Source organism: uncultured Succiniclasticum sp. (genome assembly GCF_902793885.1).
In the GTDB taxonomy this organism is placed as follows: Bacteria; Bacillota; Negativicutes; order Acidaminococcales; family Acidaminococcaceae; genus Succiniclasticum.
Map to the genome: position 1 here is coordinate 36,820 of NZ_CADBFF010000010.1, position 15,549 is coordinate 52,368.

The window sequence follows — 15,549 nt, forward strand, 5'->3', positions numbered from 1 at the left end:
ATTTAATTGAAAGGATGAATAAAGATGACTCAGAATAAACGTGAATTGGTAGAAGCAGCTTTACATAATAAACCGGTTGACCGGGTGCCTGTGGGCTTCTGGTTCCATTTTTTGGAAGACCAGCGTAATACGGATGCCGTCAGCGATCCGGCTCTGGAAGAACAGAATCTGGCGGGGCACAGGAACTTTATCGAATCCTGGCATCCGGATTTTGTGAAAATCATGACAGACGGATTTTTCCAATATCCGAATCCGGCTGTGACCAGGCCGATTCAATCGATTCAGGAAGCGGCGGATGTCCGGCCTCTTGGCAGGGATTCTGCCTGGTTTACCCGTCAGGTTGCCTTTGCGAAGAAGCTGAGCAGCGCTTACGGAAAAGAAATCAAACTGTTTTATAACTTGTTCGCACCGGCCCGTACTCTTAACTTTGTGCAGGAAAAAGTGGGAGGCCAGTCGGATTTGGCTGTGTTTCTGCGTGAAGATCCGGCAACCCTGAAAAAAGTACTGGACGTGATTGCGGAAGACTATGCCGCGCTGGCAGAGGCGCTGATCCGCGACGGCGGTGTGGACGGGATCTATCTTTCGGTCAACAACATAAATAAAGATACCGTGGCGGCAGTTGATTATCAGGCTTATATCGCGCCCAGCGAAATTACCGTCCTGGCCGGAGCAAACCGGGCAAATCCGGAAAATATCCTGCACATCTGCGGGTATGAAGGTTTTTTGAACCATCTGGAGTGGTACAAAGAGTATCCATTCCTAGCGGTTAACTGGGCCGCGCATCTGGAGGGCGTGTCCCTGGCAGAAGGTAAAAAGCTGTTTGACGGACGGGCTGTTATCGGCGGCTTCGGGCAGACGGAAAAAGATGTGATTTACGTGGGTACCAAAGCAGAAATAGAACAGGAAACAGAACGTTTGCTGAAGGAAGCCGGGACTGTCGGCGTAATTTTAGGCGCAGACTGCACGGTACCCAGGGATATCGATGTACAGCGGTTCAACTGGGTACGGGATAAAGCGGCGGCTGTAAAATAAGAAAACGGGCTGCCCGATTAACAGATGGGGGAGAGATTATGTTAAAGGTTACCGGGATTCACAAAAAATTTAATAAGCATGAAGTGCTGAAAGGAATAGACCTCACTGTTAACAAAGGGAACGTGGTTGTCATTTTAGGTCCCAGCGGCAGCGGAAAGACCACGCTGCTGCGCTGCATCAATTTTCTGGAAAAAGCGGACAGCGGGCATCTTGACTTTGATGAGATATCGCTGGACTATGATACCGTTACCGGAAAGCAGATCCATAACGTGCGGAAAAAGACGGCTTTCGTATTTCAGAATTACAATCTGTTCAACAATAAGACGGTGCTGGAAAATGTGGCTGAAGGTCTGATTTACGGGCATGGCGTGGAGAAGGCAAAAGCGATTGGGATTGCCAGACAGGCAATTGATAAGGTGGGGCTGTCAGACCATTACGACTATTATCCTTCGCAGCTTTCCGGCGGACAGCAGCAGCGCGTCGGCATTGCCCGCGCCATTGCCATAGAACCGGAGGTGATTCTGTTCGATGAGCCCACCTCGGCGCTGGACCCGGAGCTGATCGGCGAAGTGCTGACGATCATCCGACAGCTGGCAAAGGAAGGGAAGACCATGGTAATCGTCACCCACGAGATGCAGTTCGCCAGGGAAATTGCTACCCATGTCATTTTTATGGAGGACGGCATCATTGTGGAAGAAGGTGATCCGGAAAAGGTGTTCTCCAAACCGGAAAAAGAACGGACGCGCCAGTTCCTGAGCCGTGTGCTGACACCGGAATACATGATTTGAGAGAGTCGGTAATTTTGTAACTGTTTCAACCTGAATAGTCTGGCATTGAACCGGTCCGACTGGTTGCTTTTATTATCTTAGAGCAAAAAGATAAAAACTCCGAATGCTGCTGTATGAATAACAGACAGCGTTCGGAGTTTCGATTATATTGGTCAGGCGTCCGTTTATTGATTAGGCGCCCACAGGTTCTTCTGCGATTATTTTGGCAGTGTCCGGTTCATGCTGCCGGTCTGATACCCGTCCATATCAAGGGTTACATAGGAAAATCCAAGCCCGTGCAGGGCTTCGGAAACCTGTCGGCGGATTTCAGGCGCAGCCAGCCGAAGGATTTCATCCTGTCCGACCTCGATCCGGGCTATGGTCCCGTGAATCCGTACACGCAGCTGGGTAAAACCCAAATCCAGTAAAAGCTGTTCGGCTTTATCGACCATGGACAGCTTTTCAGGGGAAATCTCTTCACCATAGACAAAGCGGCTGGACAGGCAAGCAAATGACTGCTTGTTCCAGGTCGTCAGCCCCAGTTCTTTGGACAGCTGCCGGATTTCTTCTTTGTATAGCCCAACATACCGCAGCGGGCTGACCACATGAAGCTCTGCCACTGCCTTTAACCCGGGGCGGTAATCTCCGTTATCGTCCATATTGGAGCCCTCGGCTACGTAGGCAAGATGATTTTCCTGAGCGATGGCGATGATCTTTGTAAACAGCTCATGCTTGCACAGATAACAGCGATTCCTGGGATTATGGCGAAACCCTTCGATATCCAGTTCTTCGCTGTCAACAATGATATGGCGGATGCCTTCCTTTCGGCAGAATTCTTCCGCTTCTTTCAGTTCCCTGACAGGAAAAGAACAGGAACGGGCCGTGACAGCAACGACCTGATCTCCCAGCACATCGTGGGCTACCTTTAACAGAAAGGTTGAGTCAACGCCTGAGGAAAAAGCGATGGCAACACTGTTTAGATTATTAAGATACGCTTTAAGCGCTAATAGCTTTTTTGCAGGTGTGGTTGAATCCATGATTTTGTTTCTCTCCTTTACCGAAACAGATATAGTAATCATATAGAATTAATATGAATACTATAGAAATTCTAACAGATATAGGGAATCTGTCAATATGCTTTTTATTATATGGCGGACTCAAAATTAATTCATATAATTCCTGTTGACATACTATGAAATAAGTGCTAAAATCAGAATCACAAAATTTCGTAGTGCGCGGCGGCATAGCCAAGTGGTAAGGCAGAGGTCTGCAAAATCTTTATCCCCGGTTCAATTCCGGGTGCCGCCTCCAGCTATAGGATTTGTGATTTTGCTGTGAATGGAAGGTACACAGATGAAAAGGTGGAGGGATGTTTATGAAAAAACTCGTGTTGCTCATCAGTATATTGGTATTGTCTTTTTCGCTGGCGGGCTGCGGCGGTGATACGAAAAAAGCAGAAAAGCCAGCCGCGAAAGAAATCAAGATTGGCGCTACGGCAGGTCCCCACGCACAGGTCGTAGAGGCAGTGGCTAAAGAGGGGAAAAAACAGGGGCTGAATATCAAGGTCATTGAGTTTTCTGATTACATTACGCCGGATAAGGCTTTGGCTGACGGTGAGATTGATCTGGTTAGCTATCAGCACAAACCGTTTATGGAGAATTTCAACAAGCAGAACAAATCGGATCTGGTGGCTATCGGAAGAACGATCCTTATGCGCATGGGCATTTACAGCGATAAGCATAAAGATCTGAAGAACCTGCCGGAAAATGCGATCATTGCGATTCCCAATGATCCGACCAACGGCGGAAGAGGGCTGGTATTGCTGGAAAAGGCCGGACTGATCAAATTAAAAGAAGGCGTCGGGTTTAAAGCAACAGCCAAAGATGTTGTAGATAATCCTAAGAAATTCCAGTTTAAGGAACTGGAAGCGGCGCAGCTGCCTCGCAGTCTGCAGGATGTGGACGTTGCCGTGATTACCATGAATTACGTGATGAGCGGCGGTCTTGATGTGAAGAAACAGGGGCTCTTCTGGGAGACGAAGGACGAGCCGCTGGCGGTTATGATCCTGGCCGTAAAAGGCAAGGATAAAGAGAACGCCACGTATTTGAAGATAGCGCAACTCTTCCACTCCGAGGGCGTCCGCAAATATATAGCAGATACCTTTAAGGGGACGATTGTACCGGTGGAATAATCATCGGGACAACAGAGAATCGCAATGATTCAGGCTTGTAATTGAGGACTTCAGATGGCGTCGCATGTAATTGAAAATCTGTTGCTGCAGGACAACTTTGGAACAGATGAAATGAGAATGGCCTGAATTGAAAAAACGATTACAGAAGTAGCTTGATGTAGAACGGGCGTTAGCTGAAGCTGAAGGCAAGCTAGAAGTGATGGAGGATGACTATGCAGAAAGAAAAAATTACAAAGCTGACGCTGGCAGGTATGTTTGCGGCCATGGCATTTATCTGCTTCGCGTATCTGCGTATTGAGATTCCTATGGGGCTGGGGCTTACCGGCAAAGTTTATATTGGGCATACTTTCATCATTCTTTCTGCGATTTTATTAGGCGCAAAATTCGGCGCGCTGACAGGCGCGGTAGGTCTTTCGCTGGCCGATATCCTGGCTGGCTATGTAACGTCCGCGCCGCCAACATTTTTGGCGAAATTTATATTGGGTGCCGCAACAGCGTTTTTTGCGCGACAGTTTTTTGCTGTCAGACAGCGTGATACAGCAGGACGGGAAGTGACTGCAGTGTTGCTTGCGGGCATTGCCGGTTCGCTGATCAATGTTATAACAGAACCGTTGATCCGGTATGTCTTTAAATATTACCTGCTGGGCTACGACCAGCATATCGCTTATGTCAGTGCAATGAACTGTGCGGTTTCCATGCTGGTAAGCGCGGTTCCTTCCGTAGCAGTAGCGACGTTATTGTACCGGGTTCTGAAACCCGTGTTTAGGGGAAAGCTTGCCTGGATGCAATGAAAGCGGGAAATACGTTTAAATGCAGTAGTTATTTAGGATATGAAGTTATGGAAATTGGAAGAGCTATTGCCGATGCTAAAGAAATATTTTATCGGCTGTACAGGCATCCGGAGCTGTTCTGACAGGAGTTTACGACTACAGTGTATATAAAGCAGGTCTTGTCAGACAATGATATTCCGGTTTATCCTCTGCCATTAAATACTGGTCTTGTCGCACATTTGGGATGCTCGCGACATTCGTTATTTTGGTAGTAATTGTACAGTCAGTACAAACGCTGGTGAACTATTTTGCGAAGCGGGCACGTAATCATTAGTAGTTCAAGACAGAAACCGATGTAATAATTAGAAAATAAAGTGCATTACAGAAAATCTGCCGGACTGGCATTTTAAGGAGGCTACTTATGGATTTTTCAACGTTATGTATTCACAGCGGTTACAAACCAGACTGTACGGGGAGCGTCAGCGCTCCGATTTATACATCAACAGCCTATGCCCATCCCGGTGTGCAGCAGAGCACCGGGTATGATTATATCCGAACGCAGAACCCGACGCGGGAGAGCGTGGAACGCTGCCTGGCAGCATTGGAGGGTGGTACGAACGGCTTTGCGTTTGCGTCCGGTATGGCGGCCCTGGCCTGCCTGCTGGAACTGTTCCAACCGGGGGATCATTTTATCGTTACGGCCGATTTATACGGCGGCTCGATCCGTCTTTTCAATGCAGTATCCCGGAAGAACGGCCTGACATACACGGAAGTGGATACCGGCGACCTGGAGGCTGTGGAAAAAGCGTACCGGCCTGCCACAAAAGCCGTATATATTGAAACGCCGTCCAATCCTACCATGCAGATTACGGATCTTCGCGCAATCAGCGAATGGGCGCATGCCAAAAATCTGAAAGTGATTGTGGATAACACATTTCTGACCCCGTATTTCCAAAAACCGCTGTTGCTTGGCGCGGATATCGTCCTTCACAGCGGTACAAAGTATCTGGGTGGCCACAACGATCTGCTGGCGGGAATTCTGGTGACAAAAGAGGAAGAAGATACGGCAAAGATTAAATTTCTGCAGAATACCATCGGCGCGGTACTTTCTCCTTTTGACAGCTGGCTGCAGTTGCGTGGGCTGAAAACGCTGCCGCTGCGGATGGAACGGCATGCAGCCTCGGCATTGCGGATTGCCAAATGGCTGAAGCAGCAGCCGCAGGTCAGAGAGGTGTTTTATCCGGGATTGGAGGATTCCCCCCGTTATGCTGCAAATGTAAAACAGGTAAGCGGCTTCGGCGGCATGATTTCCTTTGAAGCAGAGTCAGAAGCGTTTGCCCGCAGCGTACTCTCAAAACTGAAGCTGGTTCTGTTTGCGGAAAGTCTGGGCGGAACGGAATCCCTGCTGACCTATCCGCTGCTACAGACCCATTCCGATGTACCCCGTGAGGAAGCGCTGGCAAAAGGCATCAATGAGCGGTTGCTGCGCCTGTCTGTAGGGCTGGAGGCGCCGGAAGACATCATTGCGGATCTGGAGCAGGCCTTTGCCGCCGCTTTGCGGGAAGCGTAAATAATGCAGCAGATTGTTTTGCATAAAAAGTTAAGTTACCCGTTCTGCATATGCGCTTTGATTATGAAGGCAGGCTGACTTATCGAACAGCAGAAACAGGGAGGGCTCTTTCAATGGATTTGGATAACATCATCGATCGCCGCAATACCGATTGCCTGAAATTCGATGCTGCGGTTCGGCGCGGGTATCCGGAGGATATTTTGCCGCTCTGGGTGGCGGATATGGATTTTCCCGTTGCACAGCCTGTCATAGAGGCGATACAAAAACGGACGGCCCACGGTATTTTCGGTTACAGCGAACCGGATCCGAAGCGGTTCTATCATGTATTGGAGCAGTGGTTTCGGGAACAGCATCACTGGCAGATACAACAGGATTGGCTTTTGCAGACGCCGGGCGTGGTGTTTGCGCTGGCCATGGCGGTCAAAGCGTTCACGAACCCCGGCGATGCCGTGCTGATCCAGCAGCCGGTGTATTATCCGTTCAGCGAAGTGATCCTGGATAACGGCCGCCGCAGGGTGAGCAGCGATCTGGTCCTGAAGGACAGGCACTATGAAATTGACTTTACGGATTTTGAACAGAAAATCATAGCGAATCAGGTGAAACTGTTCTTGATGTGCAGTCCCCACAATCCGGCAGGAAGGGTCTGGACCCGGAAAGAACTGGAAACGGTTGCCGGTATCTGCCATAAACATAATGTGATTGTGGTGGCAGACGAAATTCATGAAGATTTCGTCTGGACGGAACGGCCGCATATCCCGTATGCTACATTGGGCGAAACATTCGCACAGCAAGCAGTAATTTGTACCGCTCCCAGCAAGACTTTTAATCTGGCGGGACTGCAGGTTTCCAACATTTTTATTCCCAACTATGAACTGCGCAGAAGGGTCAGGCATGAAATCAACGCGGCGGGTTACAGCCAGCTGAATACGCTGGGGCTGGTTGCCTGTGAAGCGGCGTATCAGTATGGGCTTCCCTGGCTGGAGGAGGTAAAACAGTATCTGCGTGAGAACATAAACTTTACTAGGGCATTTTTACAGCAGCATATTCCGCAGATCAGCCTGATCGAGCCGGAGGGAACGTACCTGCTGTGGCTGGATTGCCGCGGACTGGGACTTACCAATACCGAACTGGAAGAACTTATAGTAAAAAAGGCCGGCCTCTGGCTGGACAGCGGCGCTATCTTCGGCGCGGCAGGCAAAGGTTTCCAGCGCGTCAATGCAGCCTGTCCCCGCAGCGTGCTTCGAGAAGCGCTGGAACGGATACATAAAGCCATCTCTTGTTGATTGGAAAACTCCGAAACAGCTGCTCCTTAAAGGCTGCAGGTAAACGAAACAGAGGATTAGATAATCATGCGAAAAGTAATTGTCGGGATGTCCGGCGGTGTTGACAGCGCGGTAACTGCTTACCTGCTGAAAGCCGCCGGCTTTGCTGTTACCGGAATCACACTGCGCACCTGGTCCGGTGCGGACGGGCAGGAAAGCCGCTGCTGTGAGATCAGCGATGCCATGCTTGTGGCACAGAAACTGGATATTCCGTATTATGCGGTAAATTGCATTTCCTGTTTCCGGGAAAAGGTGATCGATCCCTTTGTAGAAGATTACGTACATGGTCTGACGCCGAATCCCTGCGTAGACTGTAACCGCGATGTCAAATGGGAGCAGATGCTGTTGGCTGCGGCAAGGCTGCGGGCGGATTATATCGCTACGGGACATTACGCCTCTTTGGTCCGTCTGCCGAACGGGCGGTATACGGTACAGCAGTCTTCCTTTGCCGAAAAGGATCAGACCTACATGCTGTACCGGCTGACCCAGGAGCAACTTTCGCGTACCATCATGCCGCTGGGTAAACTAAGCAAAAAGGAAGTCCGCCATATTGCAGAAAAAACCGGTTTGCCGGTAGCCCATAAAAAGGACTCCCAGGAGATATGCTTTGTGACCGGGGGCGGGTATGCAGACTACATTGAAGAAGAAACGGACGCACAACTTCCGCCGGAAGGCTGTTTTGTCGATGTGGACGGAAACATCGTCGGACGACACAGGGGAATCATTCATTATACGGTAGGGCAGCGCAAAAGGCTGGGGCTTGCGTTGGGGTATCCTGCCTATGTTAAGAGCATCAACGCTGCGCATAATGAAATCGTGATAGGCGATGAACAATCTCTGTACAGTAAGGAAATCCTGTGCAATGCGGTGAATTTTATGAGCGTTGCGGGGATAGAAGCCGGAAACAGGCTGCGGGCCAATGTGAAGATACGGTATCATCACAAGGGAGAAGACGCCTGGCTGAAAATGGAAGGCGAGGATATGCTCCGAATTATCTTTGACGAACCGGTACGGGCGGCCGCGCCGGGACAGTCGGCCGTGTTTTATGATGAAGACCGCTGTGTCATCGGCGGCGGGAAGATTGTGAAAGCGGAATGATAATCAGTGAATGATAATTCGTGCTTCCATACCTGTGAAGAAGCGCTTAAGACCGAGTTAATCACATTATTCCCATTGACATACTATGAAATGAATGATACAATCAAAAATACGAAATTCAGAGAAACAAGGAGCATTGATTATGGCAGAAACGCTGTTAGAGATACATGACTTGCATGCCGGGGCTGCAGACAGGGAAATTTTAAAAGGTATAGATCTTACCATTCAAAAAGGGGAAATACATGTCATCTTAGGTCCCAACGGCTCGGGAAAGTCTACCCTGATGAACGTGATTATGGGACATCCGGGCTATCAGGTGACGGAAGGCAGCCTGACGTTTGAAGGGAAGGATATTACCGCGTTAAAGACCTTTGAACGGGCCCGGGCCGGTATCTTTTTGTCTTTCCAGACGCCGGAAGAAATTCCGGGGATTACTGTGGAAAACATGCTGCGCACGGCGAGACAGGCGATAACCGGTAAACGGGAACGGATTTTTGGGTTCCGTAAAGAACTGAAGGAAATGATGGAAGAGTTGCAGATCGACCCGTCCTATAGCGAGCGCTATTTAAATGTAGGATTTTCCGGCGGGGAGAAGAAGCGCAATGAGATACTGCAGCTGTTGATGTTGCGGCCGAAACTGGCGCTGCTGGATGAAACGGATTCCGGCCTGGATGTGGACGCGGTGCAGATCGTGTCCCGTGGTGTCAGCAAATTTCACAACGGGGACAATGCGTGCCTGGTCATTACACATAACGCCCGCATTCTGGACAAACTGAAGGTGGACCGGGTCCATGTGCTGATGCAGGGACGGATCGTGGAAGAAGGCGGGCCGGAACTGGTGGAACAGATCAACCGGGACGGGTTTGGACATATAAAAGAAACAACGGTGTGATGCGCTGCCTGTAATATAGACATGTGAAGTTTTAAAATGGTTAAGCTTGTAACGGGCAGGCACGAGGCTAAGAGTATGGAACAGCAAAAGACGTTTGTGGAAGATATCGAACGCACCCTGTACGATATCCGCAACGAAGACCATTCCGTGTATAAAACGGAGCGGGGACTGACAGAGGACATCATCCGGGATATTTCCCGGCAGAAAAAGGATCCGGAGTGGATGCTGGATTTCCGGCTGCAATCCCTGGAGAAGTATTATCAGATTCCATTGCCGGTCTGGGGACCGGATATTTCCGAATTAAATATGGACGACATCGTCACGTATGTCCGTCCTGGCGGGAAGATGGCGGGGAACTGGCAGGAAGTGCCGGAAGAAATCAAAGCCACTTTCGATCGTCTGGGGATTCCGGAAGCGGAACGAACCTCCCTGTCGGGGGTAGGGGCGCAGTACGATTCGGAAGTGGTGTATCACCGGGTGCAGAAAGAACTGAGCGACCAGGGGGTCATCTATACGGACTTTGAGACGGCGGTACACGAATACGAAGATATTGTAAAAGAGTATTTTATGAAGCTTGTGCCGCCAAAAGATCATAAGTTCGCAGCGTTGCACGGGGCGGTCTGGTCCGGTGGTTCCTTTGTGTACGTGCCGGAAGGCGTGCATGTGGATATTCCGCTGCAGTCCTATTTTCGTCTGAATGCAGCGGGGGCGGGGCAGTTTGAACATACGCTGATCATCTGCGAAAAGAATTCCAGCCTGCACTTTATTGAAGGCTGCAGCGCTCCCCGTTATAATGTGACGAATCTTCATGCCGGCTGCGTGGAACTGTATGTAAAAGAGGGGGCGCGGTTGCGGTATTCGACCATTGAAAACTGGTCGCGCAACATGATGAACCTGAATACCAAGCGGGCGCTGGTGGAAAAGGACGGCCTGATCGAATGGGTGTCGGGGTCTTTCGGCTCCCATGTGTCGTGCCTGTACCCGAGCAGCATTTTGCATGGGGAGAATGCCCGCTGCGAGTTTACCGGCGTTACCTTTGCCAGTCGGGGACAGGATCTGGACACGGGGGCGACGGTGGTCATGCTGGCGCCAAATACAAGCGCCAATATCAACACCCGGACGATTTCCAAATCCGGCGGAGCAGCCACCTACCGTAGCGCCGTAAAGGTGACCCCCGGGGCCAAAGGGGCGAAATGCCTGGTCAATTGCGAATCGTTGCTGCTGGATGAAAAGAGCCGCAGTGATACGCTTCCGGTGATGGATATTGAAACCGATGATGTGGAAATAGGGCATGAAGCGAAAATCGGACGCATCAGCGATGAAGCGATCTTTTACCTGACCAGTCGGGGCATTGCGGAAGAAGAAGCCCAGGCTATGATCGTGCGCGGGTTTGTAGAACCGGTAGCCAAAGCGCTGCCGCTGGAGTATGCCGTGGAAATGAACAACCTGATCAACCTGGAATTGGTTGGCAGCATGGGATGAGGTAGCAGACATGGAAAAAGAAATATTCAGTACCCTTCCTGTGCCTACCTGGCGCTGGCTTGGGGTCAACGAAGCGTATCTGCCGGAAGAAATACAGATGTTGCCAACGCCGGTCCGTAAAACGCAAATTGAAGTTCCGGCAGGGCAACATGTTACTCAGGTGATCGCCAACCGAACGGAACAGCGGACGGAAATTACAGCCCACGTGGCGGAAGGCGGCTCGCTCCAGCTGGTTCAATTGCAGCTGCTTCCCCCGGATAAAGCCGGAACCTGCAGTGTAACGGTAACGGCTGAAAAGGACGCGCAGGTTTATTACACGGGGGCGGAGATCGGGGCGTCCCGTGTGCTTGCACAGGTGAAGATCCATCTGGCAGGCGATGGTTCCAAAGCGGACGTAGCGGCCTTGTATTTCGGCGACGGCACGCGCAGCATAGATTTGAATTATGTAATTACACAGGCAGGGAAGAAGACGGAAGCCAATATGCAGGTGAGGGGCGCGTTGCAGGACAGCGCGGCGAAAATATTCCGCGGTACCCTGGATTTTAAAGCAGGAAGCAAGGGCAGCACCGGCCGGGAAAAGGAAGAGGTCGTATTGCTGAACGAGGGGATTCGCAACCGCAGTGTGCCGCTGATGCTTTCCGCCGAAGAGGATGTGAACGGGCAACACGCAGTGAGTGCAGGCAGGCTGGACAAGTCTAAACTGTTCTACCTGATGAGCCGCGGGCTGGATGAGAAGGAAGCTCAGAAACTGGTGGTGGGCGCTTTGTTCGCCACGGTACTGGAGCGGGTTCCCGATGCGGAGCTGAGAGAGGAAATCAGCAGAGTGGTTGAGGAGCAGATCGAACATGAACAGCGTTGAATTCCGGAAAGACTTTCCGATATTGAACCGAAAAATGAACGGACAGCCGCTGGTGTACCTGGACAATGGCGCAACGACCCAGAAACCGGAGCATGTGGTGCGGGCGCTTTGTGGATATTACGGGGGCTGCAATGCCAATCCCCACCGGGGCGCCTACGAACTCAGCGTGAAAGCTACGGAAATATACGAACAGGCCCGGGCGCGGGTACAGCGGTTCATACATGCAGCCAGGCCGGAGGAAATCATTTTCACCAAAAATGCCACAGAGGCTTTGAACCTTGTTGCGTACAGTTATGGCCTGAACTTTGTACAGCCCGGCGATGAAATCGTGATCTCTGTCGCGGAGCATCACAGCAACCTTGTACCCTGGCAGCGGGTGGCCAGGCAAAGAGGCGCAAAACTGAAATATATGTATCTGGAAAAGGATGGAAACCTTTCCGAAGACGATATAGAGACCAAAATAACGGAGAAAACCAAAATTGTTGCTGTAACCCAAGTATCCAACGTGCTGGGCCTGGTGAACGACGTGCGGCGTGTTGCGGACAAGGCGCATAGCGTGGGCGCGGTTTGTGTAGTGGATGGTGCCCAGAGCACCGCGCACATGCAGGTTGACGTACAGCAACTGGGCGCGGATTTTTTCGCTTTCAGCGGGCACAAACTGCTGAGTCCCATGGGTATCGGCGTGCTGTACGGAAGAAAAGAACTGCTGGAAACGATGCCGCCCTTCCTTATGGGCGGGGATATGATCGAATACGTGGAAGAACAGGACGCTACGTTTGCGGAACTGCCCGCCAAGTTTGAAGCGGGGACCCAGAACGTGGGCGGGGCGGCCGGTCTGACGGCTGCGATCGACTATCTGGAACAGTTTACCTTTGCCAGGATTGAACAGATTGAAAAGGAACTGCTGGATTACGCATTGCCCCGCTTGCGGGAATTGCCGTTCATTGAACTGTACGGCTGCGATACGCGGCGAAACAATAAGACGGGAATCATTACCTTTAATGTTAAGGATGTGCACCCCCACGACGTGGCAACGATTCTGGACGCGCAGGGGGTGGCGATTCGGGCGGGGCATCACTGCGCTCAGCCTCTGATGCGTTATCTGGGGCAGAACGCAACCTGCCGGGCCAGCTTTTACCTGTATAATACCCGGGAAGACATCGACCGCTGGATCGAAGCATTACAACAGGTAAGGAAGGTGATGCGACTGTGAACGGATTATCGGAGATTTACACGGAACTGATTGCAGAAGAAAGCCGTAACCCGGAAAACCGGCGTCATCTGCCGCATCCCACCTGCTGTGAAAAAGGGCACAACCCAAGCTGCGGCGATGAGATCACACTGGAACTGGAAGTGCAGGACGGCCGGATCGCAGATGCGTCCTTCACAGGGAACGGCTGCGCCATTTCCCAGGCATCCGCTTCCCTGATGATCAATTTAATCAAAGGGCAGTCTGTGGAAAAAGCGGGAAGCCTGATCGCGCTGTTCCAGCGTATGATTAAAGGCGAGGTTACGGATGTCGGCGAATTGGAAGAACTGGAGGACGCAGCGGCGCTGCAAAGCATTTCCCATATGCCGGCGCGGGTAAAGTGTGCGCTGCTTTCCTGGCGAACATTGGAAAAAGCGCTGGATAAACCCGGGAGGGGATAGATATGAAAATCCCATTGCGTTATCAGGTTTCAGAATATGACTGCGGGCCAACTTCCCTGCTGAACGCCCTGAATTACCTGTTCCAGCGGGAGGAGATTTCGCCGGAACTGATCCGTAACATCATGCTGTACTCGCTGGATTGCTACGGAAGCGGCGGCGCGCCGGGGAAACGCGGCACCTCCCGCATGGCCATGATGTTTCTCAGCAACTGGCTGGACGGCGTGGGCAAGACCGGTATCCTGCCGGTAGAAAGCCGTTACCTTTCCGGCAGGGACGTGCGCATGGATGCCCACGGTACCCTTGTGGACGCGCTGCACCGGAACGGCGTGGCGGTGGTACGGCTGTATCTGGACGGGGAGCACTATGTGCTGCTCACCGGGGAAAAGGAGGGACGCGTTTATCTGTTTGACCCTTACTACCTGCCTGACGGACTTGCGGAAACTGAAATAGAAAACACGACGGACCACCCGTTCCATTACAACCGTATTGTGCCCTTTTCATATTTTAACCGGGAAACGCAGGCTCCTTACGCATTGGGCAGTGAAGCGGAACGGGAAGCGGTGTTGCTGTTTGATACGCGCACGAAGCTGACGGAAGAAAAAGCCATCGAGTATTTCATTTAAGCAGGTTTTTATAATATGTGTTTGACTAATTGAATTGCATCGTTTCATAACACAGATAATCATATAATCCGGTATCGGTCGTAAGCAGACTGATACCGGATTTTCTGTTTTGATGCGCCGTTTCCTTAATCAGTGTTATATTCTGAATCGGTCTGTTGTATGATATAATAAAACAGACAAGCAGGCGAAGAGACAATTATTTTATTGGAAGAGGTTGAAACACTATGAAACGAAAGGCAAACGTGCACATCATCGCAACCGGCGGCACCATCGCCGGGCGGGCGGCTTCGGCGGCGGCCACGGTAGGCTATAAAGCAGGGGAACTGACGGTCGGACAGCTCATCGCATCCGTACTGGGGCTGGATAAGCTGGCGAACCTTTCCGGCGAGCAGCTTTGCAATATCGACAGCAAAGATATGCAAGAAGCAATCTGGCTGCAGCTGGCAGAGCGAGTGGAGGCCGCGGCAGAGCGGAAGGACGTGGACGGCATTGTGATCACCCACGGTACGGATACCCAGGAAGAAACGGCGTATTTCCTGCAGCTGACGGTAAAGACGGACAAACCCATTGTGCTGACAGGCGCAATGCGTCCGGCTACGGCCATCAGCGCGGACGGTCCCATGAACATCTGGCAGTCTGTGCAGGTCGCGGCAGACAAAAGCGCAACAGGACGCGGCGTACTGGTGGTGATGAACGGGCAGATCAACGGGGCGGAAACCGTTACAAAAGTCAACGTCAACGCGTTGGAAGCGTTCCAGTCCCCGGGAAGGGGCCCGATGGGCGTTATTATCGATGAGAAGATCTGCTGGAATGAGAGCGGCGCGTGTGCGTTGCCAAACCACAGCGGATCCGTTTCTGTAAAAAACCTTACGCAGCTTCCCAAGGTGAGGATCATCTACGGCTACGTGGGCGGTGACGACGGACTGTTTGTGAAGGCGGCTCTCCGGGACGGAGCCAGAGGTTTAGTGTATGCGGCCTGCGGTAACGGCAGCGTGCCGGAAAAACTGACGGGCCTGTTAAAGGAAACGGCTGCTTCCGGCGTGCCGGTAGTGATTGCCACCCGTTGCGGCGGCGGTGTCGTGGTGCTGTCAGAGGCGATGACGGCGGTAAACGGCTTTATCCCCGCCGGTCCGTTGAATCCGCAAAAAGCGAAAATACTGCTGCAGCTGGCGCTAACGAAAACAAGCGATGTGAAAGAGATACAACAGCTTTTTGCTTCCTTTTTATAATTTGGGTTGACGAATCCTGTTAAGTTAACTATAATTATGTTAACGTTAACATTGAATTTGTTGA

The 15,549-nt window shown here is 51.4% G+C and carries 15 protein-coding genes and 1 tRNA gene; 15 read left to right on the plus strand and 1 reads right to left on the minus strand.

The window, feature by feature from the left end:
- Positions 1-24: 24 nt before the first annotated feature.
- Positions 25-1,032 (plus strand): uroporphyrinogen decarboxylase family protein, encoded by a 1,008-nt coding sequence (locus QZV31_RS06510; RefSeq protein ID WP_295359220.1) that lies wholly within the window; start codon positions 25-27, stop codon positions 1,030-1,032.
- A gap of 38 nt (positions 1,033-1,070) precedes the next feature.
- On the plus strand, positions 1,071-1,820 hold the full coding sequence (locus QZV31_RS06515) for an amino acid ABC transporter ATP-binding protein (protein WP_295359223.1): 750 nt from the start codon (positions 1,071-1,073) through the stop codon (positions 1,818-1,820).
- Between the two features lie 197 nt (positions 1,821-2,017).
- Here the strand turns inward: QZV31_RS06515 and larE are convergent, their stop codons facing one another.
- Positions 2,018-2,836 carry an ATP-dependent sacrificial sulfur transferase LarE gene (larE, locus tag QZV31_RS06520; protein WP_295359225.1) on the minus strand — a complete coding sequence of 273 codons (819 nt, stop codon included), beginning with the start codon at positions 2,834-2,836 and terminating at the stop codon, positions 2,018-2,020.
- A 200-nt stretch (positions 2,837-3,036) separates the two neighbouring features.
- Here larE and QZV31_RS06525 point away from each other — a divergent pair.
- From QZV31_RS06525 to QZV31_RS06585, 13 genes are all read left to right on the plus strand, one after another.
- Positions 3,037-3,110 (plus strand) — tRNA-Cys (locus QZV31_RS06525).
- 58 nt (positions 3,111-3,168) lie between these two features.
- On the plus strand, positions 3,169-3,990 hold the full coding sequence (locus tag QZV31_RS06530) for a MetQ/NlpA family ABC transporter substrate-binding protein (protein WP_366508693.1): 822 nt from the start codon (positions 3,169-3,171) through the stop codon (positions 3,988-3,990).
- A gap of 212 nt (positions 3,991-4,202) precedes the next feature.
- The gene (locus QZV31_RS06535; protein ID WP_295359228.1) at positions 4,203-4,781 is read left to right on the plus strand and encodes an ECF transporter S component; all 579 of its coding nucleotides are present in this window, start codon (positions 4,203-4,205) and stop codon (positions 4,779-4,781) included.
- Between the two features lie 400 nt (positions 4,782-5,181).
- Complete coding sequence (locus QZV31_RS06540; protein WP_295359230.1) at positions 5,182-6,330, plus strand: PLP-dependent aspartate aminotransferase family protein; 1,149 nt, start codon at positions 5,182-5,184, stop codon at positions 6,328-6,330.
- Positions 6,331-6,443: 113 nt separating this feature from the next.
- Positions 6,444-7,613: a MalY/PatB family protein gene (locus QZV31_RS06545; RefSeq protein WP_295359232.1), complete on the plus strand. Its 1,170-nt coding sequence runs from the start codon at positions 6,444-6,446 to the stop codon at positions 7,611-7,613.
- Positions 7,614-7,676: 63 nt separating this feature from the next.
- A complete protein-coding gene (gene mnmA / locus QZV31_RS06550; protein ID WP_366508695.1) occupies positions 7,677-8,750 on the plus strand; it encodes a tRNA 2-thiouridine(34) synthase MnmA in 1,074 nt (357 codons plus the stop codon).
- Positions 8,751-8,892: 142 nt separating this feature from the next.
- On the plus strand, positions 8,893-9,642 hold the full coding sequence (gene sufC / locus QZV31_RS06555; RefSeq protein ID WP_295359236.1) for a Fe-S cluster assembly ATPase SufC: 750 nt from the start codon (positions 8,893-8,895) through the stop codon (positions 9,640-9,642).
- A gap of 75 nt (positions 9,643-9,717) precedes the next feature.
- Positions 9,718-11,124 (plus strand): Fe-S cluster assembly protein SufB, encoded by a 1,407-nt coding sequence (gene sufB, locus QZV31_RS06560; RefSeq protein WP_093730054.1) that lies wholly within the window; start codon positions 9,718-9,720, stop codon positions 11,122-11,124.
- A gap of 10 nt (positions 11,125-11,134) precedes the next feature.
- Positions 11,135-11,983, plus strand: coding sequence for a SufD family Fe-S cluster assembly protein (locus QZV31_RS06565; protein WP_295359239.1), 849 nt, complete (start codon positions 11,135-11,137; stop codon positions 11,981-11,983).
- On the plus strand, positions 11,970-13,196 hold the full coding sequence (locus tag QZV31_RS06570; protein WP_295359241.1) for a cysteine desulfurase: 1,227 nt from the start codon (positions 11,970-11,972) through the stop codon (positions 13,194-13,196). The genes QZV31_RS06565 and QZV31_RS06570 overlap by 14 nt, the downstream gene beginning before the upstream one ends.
- Positions 13,193-13,633 carry a Fe-S cluster assembly sulfur transfer protein SufU gene (sufU, locus tag QZV31_RS06575; protein WP_295359243.1) on the plus strand — a complete coding sequence of 147 codons (441 nt, stop codon included), beginning with the start codon at positions 13,193-13,195 and terminating at the stop codon, positions 13,631-13,633. The genes QZV31_RS06570 and sufU overlap by 4 nt, the downstream gene beginning before the upstream one ends.
- A gap of 2 nt (positions 13,634-13,635) precedes the next feature.
- Positions 13,636-14,256 carry a C39 family peptidase gene (locus QZV31_RS06580; RefSeq protein WP_295359245.1) on the plus strand — a complete coding sequence of 207 codons (621 nt, stop codon included), beginning with the start codon at positions 13,636-13,638 and terminating at the stop codon, positions 14,254-14,256.
- Between the two features lie 224 nt (positions 14,257-14,480).
- Complete coding sequence (locus tag QZV31_RS06585) at positions 14,481-15,485, plus strand: asparaginase (protein WP_295359247.1); 1,005 nt, start codon at positions 14,481-14,483, stop codon at positions 15,483-15,485.
- Positions 15,486-15,549 lie beyond the last annotated feature (64 nt).